15 protein-coding genes and 1 pseudogene are annotated in these 20,260 nt (G+C 39.1%); 13 read left to right on the top strand and 3 right to left on the bottom strand.

Annotation, left to right across the window (positions count from 1 at the left end):
- Nucleotides 1-9: 9 nt before the first annotated feature.
- The gene (locus EV201_RS10465) at nt 10-597 is read right to left on the bottom strand and encodes a transposase (protein ID WP_130307512.1); all 588 of its coding nucleotides are present in this window, start codon (nt 595-597) and stop codon (nt 10-12) included.
- Between the two features lie 339 nt (nt 598-936).
- Between EV201_RS10465 and prfB the strand changes: the two are divergent.
- A pseudogene (prfB, locus tag EV201_RS16560) lies at nt 937-1,056 on the top strand (peptide chain release factor 2); the annotation flags it as partial.
- Between the two features lie 57 nt (nt 1,057-1,113).
- Here the strand turns inward: prfB and EV201_RS10460 are convergent.
- The gene (locus EV201_RS10460; protein WP_207224434.1) at nt 1,114-1,812 is read right to left on the bottom strand and encodes a polysaccharide deacetylase family protein; all 699 of its coding nucleotides are present in this window, start codon (nt 1,810-1,812) and stop codon (nt 1,114-1,116) included.
- A 149-nt stretch (nt 1,813-1,961) separates the two neighbouring features.
- Between EV201_RS10460 and EV201_RS10455 the strand changes: the two genes are divergently transcribed.
- From EV201_RS10455 to EV201_RS10440, 4 genes are all read left to right on the top strand, one after another.
- Nucleotides 1,962-2,570, top strand: a complete 609-nt coding sequence (locus tag EV201_RS10455) for a TetR/AcrR family transcriptional regulator (protein ID WP_130307511.1) — start codon at nt 1,962-1,964, stop codon at nt 2,568-2,570.
- Nucleotides 2,571-2,683: 113 nt separating this feature from the next.
- Nucleotides 2,684-3,757, top strand: a complete 1,074-nt coding sequence (locus EV201_RS10450; protein WP_130307510.1) for an efflux RND transporter periplasmic adaptor subunit — start codon at nt 2,684-2,686, stop codon at nt 3,755-3,757.
- Nucleotides 3,754-6,786 (top strand): efflux RND transporter permease subunit, encoded by a 3,033-nt coding sequence (locus EV201_RS10445; RefSeq protein WP_130307509.1) that lies wholly within the window; start codon nt 3,754-3,756, stop codon nt 6,784-6,786. The genes EV201_RS10450 and EV201_RS10445 overlap by 4 nt, the downstream gene beginning before the upstream one ends.
- A 63-nt stretch (nt 6,787-6,849) precedes the next feature.
- Entirely contained in the window at nt 6,850-8,196 is a 1,347-nt protein-coding gene (locus tag EV201_RS10440; protein ID WP_130307508.1) for a TolC family protein, read from the top strand.
- A gap of 55 nt (nt 8,197-8,251) precedes the next feature.
- Here EV201_RS10440 and EV201_RS10435 read toward each other — a convergent pair whose 3' ends face one another.
- On the bottom strand, nt 8,252-11,266 hold the full coding sequence (locus EV201_RS10435; protein ID WP_130307507.1) for a DUF2723 domain-containing protein: 3,015 nt from the start codon (nt 11,264-11,266) through the stop codon (nt 8,252-8,254).
- Between the two features lie 485 nt (nt 11,267-11,751).
- On the opposite strand from EV201_RS10435, the gene EV201_RS10430 reads away from it, so the two are divergent.
- The 8 genes from EV201_RS10430 (at nt 11,752) to kamD (ending at nt 20,249) form a co-directional block, all read left to right on the top strand.
- Nucleotides 11,752-12,402 carry a CoA transferase subunit A gene (locus EV201_RS10430; RefSeq protein WP_130307506.1) on the top strand — a complete coding sequence of 217 codons (651 nt, stop codon included), beginning with the start codon at nt 11,752-11,754 and terminating at the stop codon, nt 12,400-12,402.
- Between the two features lie 69 nt (nt 12,403-12,471).
- Complete coding sequence (gene kal, locus EV201_RS10425) at nt 12,472-12,855, top strand: 3-aminobutyryl-CoA ammonia lyase (RefSeq protein WP_129254182.1); 384 nt, start codon at nt 12,472-12,474, stop codon at nt 12,853-12,855.
- 97 nt (nt 12,856-12,952) lie between these two features.
- Nucleotides 12,953-13,777 (top strand): 3-keto-5-aminohexanoate cleavage enzyme, encoded by an 825-nt coding sequence (gene kce / locus EV201_RS10420; RefSeq protein ID WP_130307505.1) that lies wholly within the window; start codon nt 12,953-12,955, stop codon nt 13,775-13,777.
- A gap of 10 nt (nt 13,778-13,787) precedes the next feature.
- A complete protein-coding gene (gene kdd, locus EV201_RS10415) occupies nt 13,788-14,822 on the top strand; it encodes an L-erythro-3,5-diaminohexanoate dehydrogenase (protein WP_130307504.1) in 1,035 nt (344 codons plus the stop codon).
- 108 nt (nt 14,823-14,930) lie between these two features.
- Nucleotides 14,931-16,193 carry a lysine 2,3-aminomutase gene (kamA, locus tag EV201_RS10410; RefSeq protein ID WP_130307503.1) on the top strand — a complete coding sequence of 421 codons (1,263 nt, stop codon included), beginning with the start codon at nt 14,931-14,933 and terminating at the stop codon, nt 16,191-16,193.
- On the top strand, nt 16,181-17,191 hold the full coding sequence (gene kamB, locus EV201_RS10405; RefSeq protein ID WP_130307502.1) for a lysine 5,6-aminomutase reactivase subunit KamB: 1,011 nt from the start codon (nt 16,181-16,183) through the stop codon (nt 17,189-17,191). The genes kamA and kamB overlap by 13 nt, the downstream gene beginning before the upstream one ends.
- 6 nt (nt 17,192-17,197) lie before the next feature.
- Nucleotides 17,198-18,628 carry a lysine 5,6-aminomutase reactivase ATPase KamC gene (gene kamC / locus EV201_RS10400; RefSeq protein ID WP_130307501.1) on the top strand — a complete coding sequence of 477 codons (1,431 nt, stop codon included), beginning with the start codon at nt 17,198-17,200 and terminating at the stop codon, nt 18,626-18,628.
- Between the two features lie 67 nt (nt 18,629-18,695).
- Nucleotides 18,696-20,249 (top strand): lysine 5,6-aminomutase subunit alpha, encoded by a 1,554-nt coding sequence (kamD, locus tag EV201_RS10395; RefSeq protein ID WP_130307500.1) that lies wholly within the window; start codon nt 18,696-18,698, stop codon nt 20,247-20,249.
- Nucleotides 20,250-20,260: the final 11 nt, after the last annotated feature.

Genomic DNA, 20,260 nt, shown 5'->3' with positions numbered 1-20,260 from the left:
AACTCTCAATTATATTAGCCCTAGCTTTATAGCAATGTCTTTATTCACCAGATTACCATTTCGTCTGTCGGCATAGTCAATTGCAGAAGAAAACTCCCAATCGGTATTACACTCTACCAATTTCGCTGCACTTGGATTATTGTGAATATAATTAAAGCAGGTTTGCAGATGATATCTTGTCGAGTGATCTGTATTTATCATGCTTATACCATTATCAGAATACCAGACGTGATCTGCAGATTCAATTTTATCCAAACAATAAGCTTTTGTTCTTGCTCTAAAAAGAGAACCGGATGTATTTTCAACTTTATTAATAGCTCTTGTATATGAATGAAGCATTATGGCTATAGAGCTGTTGATACTTCTTAATTTTTCATTTCCAGTGTTGGGATTAACAGTAATCTCTGTGTTATTGACGTGCACCATTAAATGAAAATGGTTAGGCATTAAACACCATGCAATAATATCTGCATATGGGAGAATGTGTGTTCTTATTTTCTTAATAAAATAGAGGTAGTTATCTCTTTTAAAGAAAATTTTCCTTCTGTTATTTCCTTGGTTGAGGATATGATAGATATGTCCACTTTCAAAATCCATATCTTAATGTTTAAGTTTAACAGGAAGATAAGTTTAATTCTTGACTTAAGAAAAGATTATGATTTGAAAAATTAAGAAGGATTAACCGAGTCTATTTATCCGATAAATCGTTTAGAAGATGAAAATTTATCGGATAAATTCGTTTACGGTCGATGTAAATTATCTGATGAACATTCATGAATCAGATAAATCTGAACTGCAGCTTTGGGAGACATTAATTTTATCCAAAGAATAGTCTACATCCTGAAAATCATCAGATAAATTGATTTACTGTTGAGATAAATTATCTGATGAATATTCTTTACGCCTATTTAATCATCAGATAAAAACTTACAAAAGCTAAAAGATGTGCGTACAGGCCACGAAACCTCAAATGTACAGGCTGTTTTAGATGGCGATTTGGATGCTTCTATCAAAGCTTACTTGATGGAATTTGGAGGAGAGACGACAGAGAATTAGATCTCGTTGAGATAAATATAAGAAGAGCAGAATCTTAATTGGGTTCTGCTCTTTTTTTTATTTACAAACCCCAAATTCAAAGCCTCTGTTTCTTAGTTCATCAATCAAGCGAGGCAAGGCATAACGCATATTTTTCTCAGATTTCACATGGTTGTGGAAAAGAATAATGGAACCAGGCTTGATGTTTTTTAATACCGCTTTGTAGCATGACTCAGGGCTGATATCTTGTCGATAATCCTGACTCAGAACATCCCACATGACGATTTTATAATTCTTTAAAAGTTGTTTGGCTTGGGAGCGTTTAATCATGCCATAAGGAGGGCGAAAGAGTTCGGAATTGATATATTGACTCGCCAGTCTTACATTATTGACATAGCTTTGCGTTTGATTTGTAAAACCTCTTAAGTGATTGTGGGTGTGATTACCAACGGCATGACCCTCCTTCAAAATCTGCTGATAAATTTCCGGATATTTTCTCACATTATCGCCTACGCAAAAGAAAGTCGCTTTTACATTCTTATCGCTAAGAAGCTTTAGGGTCCAGGGTGTGGACTCTGGAATAGGCCCATCATCAAAGGTGATGTAAACAATTTTCTCTCCTGTATTGTAGTCCCAAATGAGACGGGAGAAAAGTCTTTTTAAAAATTGTGGTACGCCAACAAATCGCATAAAATATAATTGTTTGAATCCCTCAAAAGTAATGGACTTGCTTGTAATACCAAATTGAGATCGGTTTTGAAATTGTGAGTTTACCATTTCTATCGATCCTATTTAGAAATTGAGATGCTTGTTATTGGTTTGATTAGTCCTTTTATATTGAGTGATTTAGATGGAATGGTTAAAATTTCAAAAAAATATTTGTCGAATTTAAACAAACGTTTAACTTTGAGGCAAATTTAGAAATAATGGAAGATAGCAGAAGTAAAATTTTGAATGCCTCGGCGCAGTTATTTGTTAAGAATGGTTTCGATGGGACCAGTGTGAGGCAAATTGCCAGGGAAGCAGGGGTTAATATTGCGATGATCTCCTATTATTTTAAATCGAAGGAAGGTGTTTTGGTTGATTTAATTAATCAAACATCAAATAACATGCAGGAAAAAACAAAGCATATTAAGGATCTTGATTTGGAACCTCGAGAGAGAATATCTCTGTTGTTTCGAACTTATGTGGATCATTTTGTTGATCATGATTTGGTGAGCTATGTTTTTGGTACTGAATTATCGTTGAATCGAAATCAGACTATTGTCGATCTTATCCTGGCTATAATATCGAGAAGCAACGATTATATCTACAATTGTATAAAAGCTTGTAAACCTGATTTGGATGATGATATTTGCAGGATGTTGCCCGTAATGGTGATGGGAATGGTTAATAAAGCCTTGTCAACCCCCAGGGCAATGGATATTGCACTTGGAAATTCGAGTTTCTCAAGTCAGAATAATAATGAGATCCGAAGATATTTACATCTGTTTGTTCAGGATTATCTGGATTTACAGTTGGGTAAGGCAAATTAGAATTGATAACTAAACCGCAATGATATTGTGTGTTTTTTTTGGAAACACAAATTAAACAAACGTTTAATTAGTTGAAGCGAATTTATAAACTGAAATATTTAAATCAGAATTAAATGACAACAATAAGACTATTAGGAGCAGGCTTAATATTATCCAGCCTCCTTTTTGGATGCAAGCCTAAAACGGCAGTGGAAAAGCCAGTACGACCTGTAAAGGTTATGACTGTTGAGAGTAGAAACAATACAATAACGCACACCTTCCCTGGAAAAGTTCAGGAATCGCGTGAGGTGAAATTGGCTTTCAGGGTTCCGGGTCCTTTGGTTCAGCTTAATGTAAAGGAAGGCATGTTTGTGAAAAAAGGGGATTTATTGGCTCAAATTGATCCACGCGATTTTCAGGTTAGTTTGGAAGCTGCAAAAACCAATTGGGAGCATGCCAAGCAGGATGCCAAACGTTATCAGGAATTGTATGAGAAACAATCGGTACCTGAGAGCACGAAAGAAAAGGTTGAAGTTGCAGCAGCTATGGCTGAATCGAATTATAATAAGGTGAAGAATGCCTTAAATGACACCAAATTATTTGCCCCTTTTGATGGTTACGTGCAAGCAAAATTAGTTGAAAACTACGAAAAGGTTGCTGCGGGTTATCCAATTCTAACCCTGCTTGATGTTTCAGTTCTTGAGGTGAAATCTGGTGTACCTGAAAGTATTGCCAGTCATTCTGATCAGTTTAAATCATTTAGCTGTACGATAAAAAATGGCAGAACCCGAATTGTTGGTGCTAAACTTAAGGAGATTAGTAAAAAGACGGCTGGTTACAATCAGGTTTATCCGATTACTGTTTATTTAAATAAGGATGAAGCTAAAAATCTACGTCCGGGCATGAATGCCAGTTTAAATATCGAGATCAGTGAAGAAAGTACCGATTCAGGTTTCGAAATTCCTGTGAATTCGGTTGTTAACTATAAAGGAAAGAGTATTGTTTGGGTTTATAATCCTAAGGAGCAGGTGGTGAATCAGCGTGAGGTTGATGTGATTCGTCTACTGGCAAATGATAAAATCCTGGTACGTAAGGGACTTAACGAAGGTGAGCAAGTTGTGATTGCAGGTGCCACTTTCTTAATCGATAAACAAGCCGTGAAATTGTTGACAGAAAAGACTAACTCAAACATAGGAGGCTTATTATGAATATTGCAAAGTATTCGGTAAACAATAGGGTTGTTATTTGGGTTGCCGTTTTCTTTAGTCTTGTTGGAGGAGTTTTCTCTTACACAAAACTTGCAAAGCTTGAAGATGCTGAGTTTACGCTGAAAACAGCACTGGTTGTAACGTCTTACAAGGGAGCTTCACCTCATGAAGTAGAACTTGAGGTTACCGATGTGATTGAGCAAGCGGTGCAGGCGACTCAGGGACTTGATTTTATTGAATCGGAGTCGAAAGAAGGATTATCCATTGTTACCGTTGAGATAAAGGGGAACAAGAAAACCGCTGAAATGCCTCAAATTTGGGATGATTTGAGACGAAAGGTGAATGATTGCAGAGTCCATCTGCCTCGTACCGCCTATCCGATGGTTTTGGATGATTTTGGTGATGTGTTTGGCGTTTTTCTTTCACTTTCAGGCGATGATTATTCGTATGCGGAGTTACACGACTATTCGGCAATGTTGAAGCGTGAGCTTCTAACCGTAAAAGGGGTGGCAAAAGTTAAACTATTCGGAGCCAAAACCGAAAGTATCGAGATTAATTTGTTGAGTTCTAGAATGGCTAGTTTTGGAATTAATCCTGGTCAGGTCATTGGCATTTTAACTGATTTGAATTCCAGATGGGATAATGGTCAGATGGATGTAGATGGTCAGCGAATTAAGATTCGGGACAGAAGCAGTTTCAAAACAGTTGAAGAAGTTGGGGAACTTGTGATTCAGGATTACAGTAAGCAGCAAATTAAATTGAAAGATATTGCTGAGATTAAAGAGTCCTACCAGGAACCCGTAAAAAACCTGATGCGTTTTAACGGAAAAGAATCTATTGGTATTGGCGTAGCCATGTCATGGGGGGTGAATGTGATGGATGTTGGTGAGGATATCGACAAGCGTCTGGAAGCGTTGAATGCACAATTGCCGGTTGGTTTAAATATTGAAAAGGTTTATTTTCAATCAGATGAAGTGGCCGAGTCCAACAGGTTGTTTATGACCAATCTTGCGGAATCGGTAACCATTGTTGTTCTGATCCTTCTTTTGTTTATGGGATTGCGATCGGGCTTACTGATTGGGAGTGGTTTGATACTTACGATATTGGCAACTTTTATTGTCATGTTGGCTGGAGATATTGCTCTTCAGCGAACCTCACTGGCCGCTATTATTGTGGCGATGGGGATGTTGGTTGATAATGCCATTGTGGTGACAGACGGGGCTCTGGTTGCTTTGCAAAGAGGGCATTCCAGACGGAAATCAGCTTTAATGGGGGCTGAGTCAACCATCTGGCCTTTATTTGGTGCAACTCTAATTGCCATTTTAGCCTTCCTTCCAATTTTTATGGCTCCGGGTAGTGTGGGTGAAATCTGTAAATCGATGTTCCAGGTTTTGGCTATTTCGCTAGGATTGAGTTGGCTTTTTGCGGTGACCCAAAATGTGCTTTTCAGTGATGTTTTCCTTAAGGTGAGTAAAAATTCTAAGGATAAGGAACCTTTCTCTGGCAAAGGATATAAGATATTTGAGAAGCTTTTAATGAAAGTGCTAAGTCATCGTTTTATTTCGTTGGGAGTTGTTATCCTTGTTTTGATTGGCAGTTTAATGGTCTTTACTAAAGTGAAGAAGCCCTTCTTTGTTGAACTGACCAAACCTTTGGTGACGGTGAATTACTGGATGCCTGAAGGAACCGATATTCAAAAGGTTGAAGCTGATATCAAAGAGATTGAGAAATATGTGATGGGCTTAGAGCACGTAACAAGTGTGACTGCCGCCATTGGGGAGTCTTTGCCTCGTTATATCCTGATGGCTGAAGTAGTGAAAAACAATTCGTCTTATGCTCAATTATTGGTTCGAACCGATGAATTCGACAATTTGGATGGAGTCAGAAAGAAGATTGATACCTATATCAAAGAGAATTATCCGGCTGCCACTGAGCATTCTAAACTCTTGCTGGGTGGACCTCCATTGGAATTTAAGATTGAAGCCCGGTTTATGGGACCTGATCCTGAAGTTTTACACAAATTAGCCGATCAGGCTAAGGACATCATGCGTCAGGAAAAGTTGGCGATTAATGTTAGAGACGACTGGAGACAAAAGGTGATGACCTGGGAGCCTGTTTACAATCAGGAAAAAGGCCGACGTGCCAATGTAACCCGTCAGCAAATGTCAATCGCGCTGCAAACGGCTAATGATGGTGCAGTAGTGGGGCGTTTTTATGATGGTGAGCGTGCGCAGAGTATTCTACTGAAAATGGTAGATGATACGCATGATCAGAACAACCAGTTGCAATACCTGCCAGTTTGGGGTGGTGGTCCGACTTCTACCATACTTGATCAGGTTTTGGATGGAGCCAAAATGGGATGGGAAGATCCTGTGATTCGTCGTTACAATCGTCGTCGTTCTATTACAGCTCAGTGCGATCCAATAAGTTCAGATGTGACCGGAGACCAGTTGTTGGCGAAATTGAAGGATAAAATCGAAGCGATTCCTTTGCCTGAAGGCTATTATATGATGTGGGATGGCGAACATCGTAAACAAGTTGAGGGAAATGAAAATGTGGGGGCATTTTTCCCACTGGCAATTATTTTGATGATGATTATCATTGTGATCCTGTTCAATTCGTTCCGTCAAACCTTGATTATATTCCTGATGTTGCCTCTTTCGTTTATTGGAGTGGCCAATGGGCTCTTTGTATTCGATAAGGCCTTTGGATTTATGGCTATTGTTGGCTTCCTGGGTCTATTGGGAATGGTGATTAAGAATGCGGTTGTTCTGATTGATCAGGTTAATGTTTTGATTGTGGATAAGTCGCCGCTTGAAGCCGTGGTTGAGTCTGCAATTTCAAGAATGCGCCCGGTTATGATGGCCGCTTTAACGACCATCCTGGGGATGATCCCATTGATCAACGATGCCATGTACGGATCGATGGCAGCAACCATCATGTTTGGATTGCTTTTCGCAACCATCTTAACCCTATTTGTAGTGCCTTTGTTCTTTTGTTTGTTCTACAAAATTAAGATTGTTGACTAATAGGATATAAGCGATAGATGTGAGACAGGATTGTCTCACATCTACATTAAAATTGATAATACAATGCGACATAAAATAATATTAGCAGTTCTGATTGCCATTTGCATGACTAAGCCCTCAATCTCTCAAGAAGTATTGAGTTTGGATAAATGCAGAACACTGGCAAAGGAACACAATCAGGATGTGAGAAATGCGGCAATTAATGTTGCTATTTACGAGAGCCAACTGAAATCGAATAAGACCAATTTATTGCCGAAACTTGATTTCTCGGCTTCATTGACTCGATTAGGAGATCCTCAGGTGATTCAGATGCCGGCTTTTGAATTACCCAAGGTAGATTTCAGTCCAAGTGGGGTTCTTTTTCCTGGCGGCAAACTTTACGAAGCTCCGGAGAATTTATACAAATTGAATTTATCTCTGATTCAACCCATATATATGGGAGGAAAATTGAGGAATTTGAATAAACTCAGCCAAAAGCAAGTCGATCTGTCAAAAGAGAATCTGCGATTGGAGCAATCCGATCTTTTATTGACAACTGATGAGACCTATTGGACGATTGTTTCCCTGAAGGAAAAATTGATTTTGACCCGTGAGAGTATTAAATTCCTTGAAGAGTTTAAAAAGGATATCAACAACTTTTATGAAGTGGGATTGGCAACGAAGAATGATGTGCTTCAGGCTCAGGTGAATCTCAATCATGTGACCCTAGCGAATATTGAAGCTGAAAATGGATTCGATTTGGCCAATATGTCTCTTAATCGTTTGATTGGCTTACCTCTTTGGGAAAAAGTTCAACTAGAAGATTCTGTGGTGAATAAAGCCACGCTTCCTGATTTTGAAGTGGCACATAAAAAAGCTTTGGCGCAACGACCAGAGTTAAAGATGAGCCAACTTGCCGTTGATATGAGAGAGTTGGGAGTTAAAATGACCCGAGCTGATCAACTACCCAGTGTGAATGTTGGAGTGAATGGCTATTATGGCAACCCCAATCATTTTGGTGTTGATGAGGGTGAAAAATCATGGAATGCAACTGCCATGGTTAAAATACCGGTTCTGCATTGGGGCGAGAAAAGACAAGCTGTGAAACGCAGTAAAATGCAGCGTGAGCAGGCTGTTCTTGAATTAGAGAAGAATAAAGATCTAATAGCTCTTGATGTCCAACAGTCTTTATATGCCTTAAAGGAAGCGATTTCAAAGATGAGTTTCATGGAAACCTCACTGGAACAAGCCGAAGAGAATTTAAATGTTACTCGTAATAATTTCAGTGTGGGTGTGGCTTCTGTCACTCAGGTTTTGGATGCACAGGTTTCGTGGCAATTGTCCTACAGCAAATTTATTGATGCAAAAATTGCCTGTCAGCAAAAGTATTCAGTCTATCTGAAAGCGATTGGCGAGTTGGATCAGATCTAAAAAAAAAACAAAGTCGGGATGTATCAACATTCCGACTTTGTTTTTTATATCGAGCCTATAGTTCGCTTCCTTCTTTTTTATACACCTTAATAATCCGATTCATCTCTTGAATCAAAGCATGATTTCGTCTTGCTGAGCGAACGAATTCAGATAAACTTGTCGGTTTTAAACTCTCATAATAAGTGATCTCCTGATTTAATCGCTTGCGAATTTTCGCCATCATTTCCATGGCAATTTGCTCTTTCCCAAGTTTAAGATAGTTTTCGGCCATCAGCAAGGCGATATAGTCATAAGGACTTAATTCATTAGGTAGTATTTCTCTGCTTTTATCCAGCACTTCAAGGGCTTTATCCTTTTTGTTTTCAGCGATTAATACATTCGATAAGCTTAAAAAGTTATTTCTCAGATTGAGGCACATGCGTTTGATGTTTTCATCGGCATAAATCCCTTCTTGATTGATGTTGCCCCATTTGAATTTATTCATCATATTTTGGTACAGGATATGGCTATCAATTTGTCCCATATTGCCTGACGAATCTTTTGTTTTAACCGGGATTAACCGATAAGCCAGACCTTCCAGTCGGAAGTAATCCTGAAGGCCGTAATAACCCGATTTAGGCACCGTTTGAGAGAAGTAAATCGGACGTTCCCAATTATTGGTTAAAAGCAGATCATAAAGCGCTAAACCCGATTTTTCAATGGCATTCTGATCCAGTTTCCACTCCATTTGAGTGACGATATCAGCAGAATCCTTCAAGGTGACAGTATGCGTAGACAAAACCTGTTGTTTATCTACCGGCATTCTGAATTTTCGAGCAGGAATGTAATCGATTTTCTGATCGTAGCCATAAATCGTTTTTGTACTTTCTTTATCAGAAAGCACATAGTCTAAGGCGTCTTTAAGATTCAGTCCCTTATTCTTTTCAACCCAGGCTTCAAATCGGGGATCATCCACAAGGTAAACAACATCACGATTTCCCATCAGGTATTTCTCTTTTTTCATCGAAATAGGCAGCTTTTCTGAATCGTAATTATCCCGTTTCATCTGATCGATATACCAATCCGTTGAGAGATAACTCAAATTACAAACCCGAACGTCGGTTCTGATGCCCTCAACTTCTTGCAAATACCAAAGCGGGAAAGTGTCGTTGTCACCCATGGTAAATAAAATCGCATTGGGAGCGCACGAATTCAGATAATTGTAGGCCAAATCGTGAGCAAAGTAGCGATCTGATCGATCATGATCATCCCAATTTTGTTGGGCAAGCAAAGCGGGAATGCCCATAAAGCAAAGTGCTGTAGCAAGTATCAGACTTAGCTTGGGATTGAGGTATTTTTCTAAACTATTGATTACAGCCAAAACACCTATACCTATCCATATGGCAAACGCATAAAACGATCCGGCATAAGCGTAATCGCGCTCACGAGGCTGTAAAGGAGGTTGATTTAAATAGACTACGATTGCCAGTCCCGTAAATATGAATAGCAGCAGAACGACATAAAAATCATTTCTTCCCGTTTTACTTTTTCTGTATTGATAAATCATACCTAAAAGTCCCAGAATTAAAGGCAGAAAGTAGTAGGTGTTGTTGGCTTTATTCGATTTCATATCATCGGAGCGAAGCGACTGATCGCCTAACCTGAGATTATCGATAAAAGGAATTCCTGAAACCCAGGCTCCGTTTGTTTTATCACCATAGGACTGCACATCATTTTGTCGTCCGGCAAAATTCCACATGAAGTAACGGATATACATGTGGTTGATTTGATAGGAGAAGAAAAAGTTTAAATTCTGAATAAAGCTTGGTTTCTCCTTCTGTTTGGGATTAAGTCCCGTCCATTTTGCATATTCAATAGGAGCCCTTCCTGACATGCCTTTGGTGTACATTCTTGGGAAGAGGGTTTTGTGAGTTGAGCTAAAATTATTGCGTTCAAGTTTGTACGAAAGCTCATATTTGCCGTCTTTTTTAATGTAAATTTTCTTATCCACCCGAGTCGGATTCTCTTCATCAATGGGCGCATTGAAATATTGGCCATAAATCAGTGGGTTAGACCCATATTGCTCGCGGTTGAGGTAGGATAGAAGTGAAAAAACATTTTCGGGATTGTTCTGATTTAAAGCGGGATTCGCAGCCGCCCGAATCATAATCAGACTATACGACGAATAGCCGATTAGAATGACACTGACAATCGTAAGACAGATGTTTAACAGAACCTTTTGATGTTTAATGCTATATCGAATGGCAAAAATTAATCCGATAAACAGAAGAACCAAGTAGAAGATTAGACCCGAGTTAAAGGGGAGCGAAAGCCCATTGACAAAAGCAAATTCGAACCAGATTCCAATTTTTACAATTCCGGGGATAATCAGATACATCACGCCGGCCAAAATGAGTATGGCAGCAGATAAGGCAATAAGAATTCCTTTGGGTGTAATTGGATATTTTTTGAAATAAAAGAGCATGGCTATGGCCGGAATGGCCAGAAGATTCAATAGGTGAACACCAATGGATAAACCCATCAGGTATGCGATTAAAATCAACCATCTGTTTGCATGTGGCGAATCCGCTTCGCTTTCCCATTTGAGAATAGACCAAAACACGACTGCTGTAAACAATGATGAAAGTGCATAAACCTCAGCTTCTACGGCTGAAAACCAAAAGGTGTCAGAGAATGCATAAGCCAATGCGCCAATGATACCCGCACTCAGAATTTTACCTGTTTGAATCGGATTGTATTGACCATTTTTAGGTTTAAACAGTTTGCGAGCTAAATATGTAATACTCCAGAACAAAAACATAATTGTAGAAGCTGAAGCAAGAGCAGACAGACTGTTTAGCATCATGGCTACCTGAGATTTATCTGATGCAAAAAGCGAAAAGAATCGTCCCAACAGCATAAAAACAGGAGCTCCCGGAGGGTGTCCAATTTCCAATTTGTAGGCTGCAGTAATAAATTCACCACAGTCCCAGAAACTAACTGAAGGTTCTATTGTAAAGAGGTAAACAAGAGCTGAGATAGTAAAAACGAACCAGCCACCAATTGTATTGAGTTTTTGAAATTTCGACATGTGAAGATGAATTCAAATTATGTCAACGAATTTAGGGAAATAATTATGAAGCACTTATCATGATTATGTGAAAAGTTGTAAAAATGACCAAAGGGGCTCTTTGGCTGAAAAATAGGTCGATAGGCAGGGAACATACTTAAGAATGAATCTAAATTTCGTTTTTTTTCTTGATTCACCATGTTATTAAGCAGATGAAAGACAACCATTTTAAAATACACCTGCGTGAAATATGCCTGATTGTGTTTATATCTAAACATAGAGTTTGTTTTTGATACGGATTTCGAAAAGGTTTCCGATACTATTTAGAATGGATTTAAGCTAAATTGATAAGTTAGAATCATTCCGAATAAGTTAGCTTAGAGTGCAGATTTAGAAGCCTTTTAAAGCGTGGAAAATAAGATTATATTTGCTCTGTGATTTTACATTAGGTAAGTGTAAATGACTGTTAAGAAATGCTTTGCAATTAATTTAAAACGAATCCTGTAATGAACAAGATAATTTCATTTGAAGAGGCTGTTGCCAAGATTAAAGATGGTATGACTATCATGATTGGTGGCTTTTTATCGGTTGGAACTGCCAACCAAATGGTTGATGGCATTGTTGCCTCAAATGTTAAAAATTTAACAATCATTTGTAACGATACTGCTTTTGCCGATAAAGGTTTAGGAAAATTGATCGCAAATAAGCAAGTTGAAAAGGTAATTACCTCTTATGTAGGAGCGAATTCAGCTTCAATTGAGCAGATGAACAATGGTGAGTTAATCGTTGAGTTTAGTCCTCAGGGAACCTTAGCTGAGCGCGTTCGTGCTGGTGGTGCTGGATTAGGTGGTGTGCTAACACCAACCGGATTAGGAACCATGGTTGCCGAAGGAAAGGATATTGTTACGGTTGATGGTAAGGAGTTTATTCTTGAAAAACCTTTAAAGGCTGATGTTGCCTTAATTGGTGCAAGTGTAAGTGATACACATGGAAACTTGACTTACCGTGGTACATCTCAAAACTTCAATCCAATAATGGCGACTGCCGGGGATTTGGTTATTGTTGAGCCTGAAGAAATTGTTGAGGCAGGAACATTTAAACCTGAGGAAGTTAAAACCCCTTCAATCTATGTTGACTTTATTGTAAGAGCAAACTAATTCGATTTTGATGGAAGTTTTAAGCTTCCATATGATTTAGAAACTATAAAATACTAACACTATACTATTATGGAACAGGCAATTATTAGAGTACGTATGAGTTCACACGATGCACATTATGGTGGAAACCTTGTTGATGGTGCAAAAATGCTTCAGCTTTTTGGAGATGTTGCAACGGAATTGTTGATTCGTCGTGATGGCGATGAAGGTTTGTTTGCAGGATACGAAAGCGTTGAATTCTTGGCTCCTGTTTATGCAGGCGATTATATTGAGGCTGTAGGTGAGATCATTAAAGAAGGTAACTCTAGCCGTAAAATGAAATTTGAAGCGCGTAAGGTTATCGTTCCAAGAACTGATATTTCTGATTCAGCATGTGATGTGCTTGAAGAGCCTATCGTGACTTGTCGTGCAGTGGGTACTTGTGTGACACCAAAAGCCAATCAACGTAAATAATATTAGACTTTATTAATATGGGTCTGAAGTGTTGACCAAAAGAAATGCCGACTAACTATTTTTTTCACTTTAGACTCATATTTTAAATACTTAAGCCATGGAAAAGTTAATTATCACGGCCGCAATTTGTGGCGCCGAAGTAACAAAAGAGCATAACCCTGCTGTTCCATATACAGTTGAAGAATGTGTTCGCGAAGCAGGATCAGCTATCAAAGCGGGTGCAAGTATCATCCACCTTCACGTTCGTGAGGATGATGGGACTCCAACACAAGATAAAAACCGTTTTAAATTGGTGATGGATGCAATTCATGCTCAATATCCTGACGTTATTATCCAGCCATCAACCGGTGGTGCCGTTGGTATGTCAAACGATGAAAGACTTCAACCAACTGAGTTGAACCCTGAGATGGCAACTCTTGACTGTGGTACATTGAATTTCGGAGGTGACGAGATTTTCGAGAATACTGAAAATACAATCAAGTATTTCGGTGAGAAAATGATTGAAAGAGGCATTAAGCCTGAGCTTGAAGTTTTCGATAAATCGATGATCGACATGGCTTTGCGTTTAGGTAAAAAAGGTTTTATCAAATCGCCAATGCATTTTGATTTTGTGATGGGAGTAAACGGTGGAATCTCTGGTACACTTCGCGATTTTGTATTCATGCGTGGTAGTATTCCTGCTGATGCAACTTATACCGTTGCTGGTATTGGTCGTTTCGAATTTCCACTAGCTGCAGCTGCTATCATCGATGGTGGTCATGTTCGTGTTGGGTTTGAAGATAATACCATGATTTCGAGAGGTGTTGTGGCAGAATCGAATGGTCAGTTGGTTGAGAAAGTGGTTCGTATGGCCAATGAGTTAGGTCGCGAAATCGCAACGCCAGCAGAAGCAAGAGAAATTTTAGGTTTAAAAGCAAGATAATTAATATAGAATGAAAGCAGGAAACAAATACGGAACTCACAGAGTCCTTGAGCCAAAAGGGACTCTTCCACAGCCAGCTCAAAAGTTGGACAACACCATGTCAATTTACGACAACGAGGTTTTAATTGATGTTCAAACGTTAAATATTGATTCAGCAAGTTTTACTCAGGTAAAAGGGGCTTGTGATGCGGATACAGCTAAGATGGAAGAGATGATTCTTTCTATCGTAAACAGCCGTGGAAAGATGCAAAACCCGGTTACAGGTTCAGGAGGAATGTTGATCGGAACTGTTAAAGAAGTTGGACCAAATTTCCCTAATCAAGATCTTAAGGTAGGTGATAAAGTGGCGACTTTGGTTTCTTTATCATTAACACCTCTTAAAATTAATAAGATCAAGAACATCAACTTATCAAACGATCAAGTTGATATCGACGGTCAGGCAATTCTTTTTGCTTCAGGTTTATATGCTGTTCTTCCATCTGATTTACCAGAGAAATTAGCTTTAGCTGCTCTTGATGTAGCGGGTGCTCCTGCTCAGGTTGATCGTTTGGTGAAGGAAGGCGATACGGTTTGCATCATCGGTGGTGGTGGAAAATCGGGAGTACTTTGCTGCTACCAGGCTATGAAAAAAGTTGGTCCTAAAGGAAAAGTAATTGTCGTTGAGTATTCTGAAGAGAATGCCAAACGTATTAAGGATCTGGGTCTGGCTACTGATGTGATTGTTGGCGATGCAACGGACGTAATGAATGTTTACACTGAGGTGACTGCAATTACAGGCGAAGAAGGTTGTGATGTGGTGATCAACAATGTAAACGTTGCTTCTACTGAAATGTCATCTATCCTGATCACTAAAGATCGTGGTTGTGTTTATTTCTTCTCTATGGCAACTTCTTTCTCTAAGGCAGCTCTAGGTGCTGAAGGAGTAGGTAAGGATGTTGATATGATTGTTGGAAATGGTTATGCAATTGGTCATGCCGATCTAACACTTGAAATCATTAGAGAATCAGCTGGAATTAGAGAGTTATTTGAAAAATTATACGTGTAGATTATAGAATTAAGATAAGAGTATCGAGTATCAAGACTTAATTTTTGATACAACAGAGAATTTCTCCTTGATACTTGATTCTAAATCTTGAGACTAAAACAAAATATGATGATTGAAAATAAGGGACGTAAGGAAATGTTTCCTGAGGTTACAGACGAGCAGTGGAATGACTGGAGATGGCAGGTGAGAAACCGTATCGAAACTCTGGAAGATCTTAAAAAGTATATCAACCTTACTGCTGATGAAGAAGAAGGTGTTAAGAAATCGTTAGCGACATTGCGTATGGCGATTACACCATATTATTTATCTCTTGTAGATGTAAATAACCCGGAATGTCCTATACGTAAGCAGGCTATTCCTACAGGTTTGGAAGTTCATCATGCTGATGCCGATCTTTTAGATCCATTGCACGAGGATGAAGATTCACCGGTTCCTGGCTTAACACACCGTTATCCGGATCGTGTATTATTCTTGATTACAGATATGTGTTCAATGTATTGTCGTCACTGTACCCGTCGTCGTTTCGCTGGTCAGTCTGATGCTTCTACACCACAGGATAATATCGAGAAAGCAATTGAGTATATTAAAAATACACCTCAGGTTCGCGACGTTGTTCTTTCTGGTGGGGATGCCTTATTGATTGGTGATGATAAACTGGAATATATTATCAGCTCATTACGCGCTATTCCACATGTTGAGATTATTCGTATCGGTTCACGTACGCCTGTTGTATTGCCACAGCGTATTACCGAAGGCTTGGTTAATATGCTTAAGAAATACCATCCAGTATGGTTGAACACGCATTTTAATCATTCAGATGAAATGACTTCAGAGGCTAAGGAAGCTGTTGCTCGTTTAGCTAATGCAGGTGTACCTTTGGGTAATCAGTCTGTATTGTTGAAAGGCATTAACGACTGTGTACACGTAATGAAGAAATTGGTTCACAACTTGGTGATGAATCGTATTCGTCCTTATTACATTTATCAGTGCGACCTTTCAATGGGACTTGAACACTTTAGAACACCAGTTTCTAAGGGTATCGAGATTATTGAGAGTCTTCGCGGTCATACCTCTGGATTTGCAGTTCCAACTTTTGTTGTGGATGCTCCAGGTGGAGGAGGAAAGATTCCTGTAATGCCTCAGTATGTTGTTTCTCAGAGTCCTACTAAAGTGATTTTGCGTAACTTCGAGGGGGTAATTACAACTTATACCGAACCTAAAGGTTACACCGAAAATTGTCACTGTCCGGAATGTTCTGATCACAAACAACCAGAAGGTGTAGCTTCTTTGCTTGAAGGTAGTCGATTGGCAATTGAGCCATCTCTGTTACAACGTAAAGAGAGAAATAAGAAAACTGAATGCCTTTCATAAAGGAAATAGAGAAATACAAAAGTCTGTCTATTGTTGGACTTGAAAAGAATACCGGGAAAACCGAGTGTTTGAATTATGTGCTGTCGCGATTGAGCGGCAGCACAAAACAAATTGCTCTCACGTCCATAGGTGTTGATGGAGAAAATACCGACGTAGTGACTCAAACACATAAGCCTGAAATTGAGGTTTATGAGGGGATGATTTTTGTGACTTCTGAATTGCATTATCACAAGAAAAATTTGATTGCTGAAGTTTTGGATGTTAGTACACAAACGACCTCTTTGGGACGTTTGGTAACGGCAAAAGCAAAATCAAGCGATAAGGTGATGATATCAGGTCCGGCCAGCAATGCGGCTATAAAAGATTTGATTTCTCAGATGAAAAACTTCGATGTTGATCTGACTCTGGTTGATGGCGCTCTGTCACGGAAAAGTTTGGGATCGCCAGCAGTAACCGATGCTATGATTTTGGCTACAGGTGCAGCTCTTTCGGCCAATATCCCGCAACTGGTTTATAAAACCAACTACACCTACGAACTGATCAGTTTGGAGGCTGTAGAAGAAGATTTAAAAGAAAAGCTTTTGCCAAAACAGAATGGAATTTGGGCGATTTCAGATGAAGGTGAATTTTTCGATTTAGAAATAGAATCGGTTCTATTGATTGAAAAGGCAAAAGATAAGTTATTTACAAAAGGCAATCGAATCTTTGTTAACGGGGCGATTACCGATAAGTTTTTGAATTTTTTAAGGGTTCAGAAACAGATAAAAGATATTGAAATTATTGTTCGGGATTTTACGAGAATATTTGCCTCGCCCGAAACGTATTACGCTTTTATCAAGCGTGGAGGACGCATTAAGGTGCTCCAAAAAACCAAGCTGATAGCGGTTTGTATTAATCCGGTATCACCTGATGGTTATTGTCTGAATTCAGACGAATTAAAACAAGCAATGGAAGAAAAGCTGAAACTGCCTGTTTATGATGTGAGAAAATTGAATTAAGAACAGATGAAATTACGAACTGCCATATCTCAAGTCAAAGGCCTTCAACATTTGGTGGAGAGTATGCAGCTGCAATCCAGTTTGGGAAAGCGCTACCTACTTGATATGCCGATGTTGTATCAGGCTGATGAAATCAATTGTGAGCTTGATTTGGTGACTCGTATCTACACGATCTTAGGAGGGAAAAAGGTAGGCCTGATTAGTAAGGTTCAGACCAAACTTATGCAGGTGCGAGACATCAAGGGGAGCATTAAAAATATGAAAGCCAAATTAATTTTGGATGATATTGAGCTTTTCGAGATCAAATCTTTCGCACTGGTTTCTGATGAGATATTGAAGCTTCAAAATGAGTTTGAAACCACATTGATGGAGATTCCGGACATGAATCCCATGATTTCAATTCTGGATCCGGAAAATAACAGAATTCCATCTTTCTATATATATGATTCCTATTCAGAAGAGCTTGCAAAAGTTCGAAAGGAAATTAAAGAACTAAAGTCAGCGATAAAAGCTGATCCAGAAATGAGTGCGGGGCAGTCTTTGGAAGCTCTAAAAAGCCAGGCTGAAGCAATTGAGGCTGATGTCAGAGCTCAGATTTGTGAGAGGCTGTATCCTTATGCAACTGAGCTTGAAAAAGCCTTGAATCAAGTTGCACACCTCGATGTGATAGTGGCTAAAGCCCTTCTTGCTGAGAATTTGGGTTTCACCAGAGCCCGACTTAGTGATTCAATTACAGAATACAAGGGCATGTTTCATCCGCAAATAAAGGAAACATTATCTTTATCAAAGAGAAAATTTCAAGCCATAGACATCGCTTTAAATCAATCTGTTTGTTTTATAACAGGTGCAAATATGGCTGGAAAGACAGTTATTTTAAAAACCTTAGCCCTTTGTCAATATCTTTTGCAATTTGGTTTTTTTGTACCAGCACAATCGGCTTGCATTGCATTAGTTGATAGGGTTTTAGTTTCGGTTGGGGATGATCAGTCTGAACAAAATGGCTTGTCGTCTTTTGCATCCGAAATGGTGAAGATTAACGAAATGGTGGAAGCATCTATTAGAAAGGAGAATGTTTTAATTCTTGTAGATGAATTGGCCAGAACAACGAATCCAACAGAGGGCCGTGCTATTGTGAATGCTGTGGCTGAAATCTTCAATGAGAATCAAACCCAGTCGGTGATTACAACTCACTACAGTGGATTGGATTCCCGTTGTCGAAAATTGAGAGTGAAAGGCTTGGATAAAGACTTTAAGTCTGGTGAGATAAACAAAAACAATATAAACGATTATATGGATTATTCCTTGATTGAAGACGATGCCTCAACAGTGCCGCATGAAGCACTACGCATCGCCGGAATTTTAGGAATAAACCAACAAATTATAGAAAAGGCAAATGAAAATTTGCTTAAACCTGACAGCATTATTTCTGTCATGTAAATCAAAGCCGTGAAGCTTGATTTTAAAGAAAAGAAAACAGAATCAAATATCTAAACATAGAACAAAAATGCAAAGGAGTAAACTAGGTCTTGACTTTGATAAAGTTAACTACGCAAAGGGCGTTTCGAGAAAAATTGCTGACAACGTTCAGGAGTTTGTTGAGGGCTACACAACAGTAGCTGTAGAGCGTACCTTGTGTCGTCTTTTGGGGATTGATGGTGTTGATAACAACGAAGTACCTCTTCCTAATGTTGTTGTTGATGAGATTAAGGACAAAGGTGTTCTTAACCAGGGGGTGATGTATTTTCTTGGGAATGCAGTGATTGAAGCGGGATTAAACCCACAACAAGCTGCAGAGAAAATTGCAGCAGGGGAATTGGATATCACACAATTGCCTAGTCATTCAGTTGAAGAGGCTCATGAAGCTCTTAAGCCATATATCAACGATTGTATTGATAAAATCAAGGCTCGTAAAGCCAAAAGAGATAACTATATCCAAACCATTGGTGAAGGTCCTAAGCCTTACTTATACGTAATTGTAGCGACTGGTAACATCTACGAAGATGTGGTTCAGGCTGAAGCTGCGGCTCGTCAGGGTGCTGATATTATTGCTGTAATTCGTACAACAGGTCAGTCATTGCTTGACTATGTGCCTTATGGTGCAACGACTGAAGGTTTCGGTGGTACTGTTGCGACTCAGGAAAACTTCCGTATCATGCGTACTCACCTTGATAAGATTGGTGAAGAAGAAGGCCGTTATATCCGTCTTTGTAACTACTGTTCTGGTTTATGTATGCCTGAGATTGCAGCTATGGGTGCATTGGAAGGTTTAGATGTGATGTTGAATGATGCGCTTTATGGAATTCTTTTCCGTGATATCAATATGCAACGTACACTTGTCGATCAATATTTCTCAAGAGTATTGAACGGTTTCGCAGGTGTAATCATCAACACAGGTGAAGATAATTACCTAACAACTGCTGATGCATTCGACGAGGCTCATACCGTATTGGCTTCTGACTTTATCAATGAGCAATTAGCGCTTATTGCTGATCTTCCTGAAGAGCAAATGGGATTGGGTCACGCTTTCGAAATGGAACCAGGATTAGAGAATGGTTTCCTTTACGAATTGGCACAAGCACAAATGACTCGTGAGATATTCCCTAAGGCGCCTCTTAAATATATGCCTCCTACAAAATTCATGACAGGTAATATCTTCAAAGGAAACGTACAGGATGCTTTGTTTAACCAAATCTCAATCTGGACAGGACAGGGAATCCAACTTTTGGGTATGTTGACTGAAGCGATTCACACACCTTTTATGTCTGACCGTTACCTTTCTCTTGAGAATGCTAAATACATCTTCAACAATATGAAAAATATTGGTGATGAGGTTGAGTTTAAAGAGGATGGTATCATTCGCAAGAGAGCTCAAAAGATTCTTGCTGATTCAATTGAATTGCTTGAGAAGATTGAAAAAGAAGGGATGTTTACCGCACTTGAAAAAGGAATTTTCGCTGATATCAAGCGTCCAAAGAATGGTGGTAAAGGTCTTGATGGTGTTGTGGAAAAGGGAAGCAACTACTTCAATCCTTTTGTGGCTTTAATGAAGAAAAACTAGTTATTTGATAA

The sequence above is a fragment of the Ancylomarina subtilis genome (assembly GCF_004217115.1).
Taxonomy (GTDB): Bacteria; Bacteroidota; Bacteroidia; order Bacteroidales; family Marinifilaceae; genus Ancylomarina; species Ancylomarina subtilis.
Note: the sequence above shows the minus strand (reverse complement) of the source record. Positions and strands in the feature narration are given on the sequence as shown.

Excerpts from the sequence above, each read along its gene's own strand:
- EV201_RS10465 (WP_130307512.1), bottom strand. The coding sequence starts at position 597 with ATGGATTTTGAAAGTGGACATATCTATCATATCCTCAACCAAGGAAAT.
- EV201_RS10460 (WP_207224434.1), bottom strand. The coding sequence starts at position 1,812 with ATGGTAAACTCACAATTTCAAAACCGATCTCAATTTGGTATTACAAGC.
- EV201_RS10455 (WP_130307511.1), top strand. The coding sequence starts at position 1,962 with ATGGAAGATAGCAGAAGTAAAATTTTGAATGCCTCGGCGCAGTTATTT.
- EV201_RS10450 (WP_130307510.1), top strand. The coding sequence starts at position 2,684 with ATGACAACAATAAGACTATTAGGAGCAGGCTTAATATTATCCAGCCTC.
- EV201_RS10445 (WP_130307509.1), top strand. The coding sequence starts at position 3,754 with ATGAATATTGCAAAGTATTCGGTAAACAATAGGGTTGTTATTTGGGTT.
- EV201_RS10440 (WP_130307508.1), top strand. The coding sequence starts at position 6,850 with ATGCGACATAAAATAATATTAGCAGTTCTGATTGCCATTTGCATGACT.
- EV201_RS10435 (WP_130307507.1), bottom strand. The coding sequence starts at position 11,266 with ATGTCGAAATTTCAAAAACTCAATACAATTGGTGGCTGGTTCGTTTTT.
- EV201_RS10430 (WP_130307506.1), top strand. The coding sequence starts at position 11,752 with ATGAACAAGATAATTTCATTTGAAGAGGCTGTTGCCAAGATTAAAGAT.
- kal (WP_129254182.1), top strand. The coding sequence starts at position 12,472 with ATGGAACAGGCAATTATTAGAGTACGTATGAGTTCACACGATGCACAT.
- kce (WP_130307505.1), top strand. The coding sequence starts at position 12,953 with ATGGAAAAGTTAATTATCACGGCCGCAATTTGTGGCGCCGAAGTAACA.
- kdd (WP_130307504.1), top strand. The coding sequence starts at position 13,788 with ATGAAAGCAGGAAACAAATACGGAACTCACAGAGTCCTTGAGCCAAAA.
- kamA (WP_130307503.1), top strand. The coding sequence starts at position 14,931 with ATGATTGAAAATAAGGGACGTAAGGAAATGTTTCCTGAGGTTACAGAC.
- kamB (WP_130307502.1), top strand. The coding sequence starts at position 16,181 with ATGCCTTTCATAAAGGAAATAGAGAAATACAAAAGTCTGTCTATTGTT.
- kamC (WP_130307501.1), top strand. The coding sequence starts at position 17,198 with ATGAAATTACGAACTGCCATATCTCAAGTCAAAGGCCTTCAACATTTG.
- kamD (WP_130307500.1), top strand. The coding sequence starts at position 18,696 with ATGCAAAGGAGTAAACTAGGTCTTGACTTTGATAAAGTTAACTACGCA.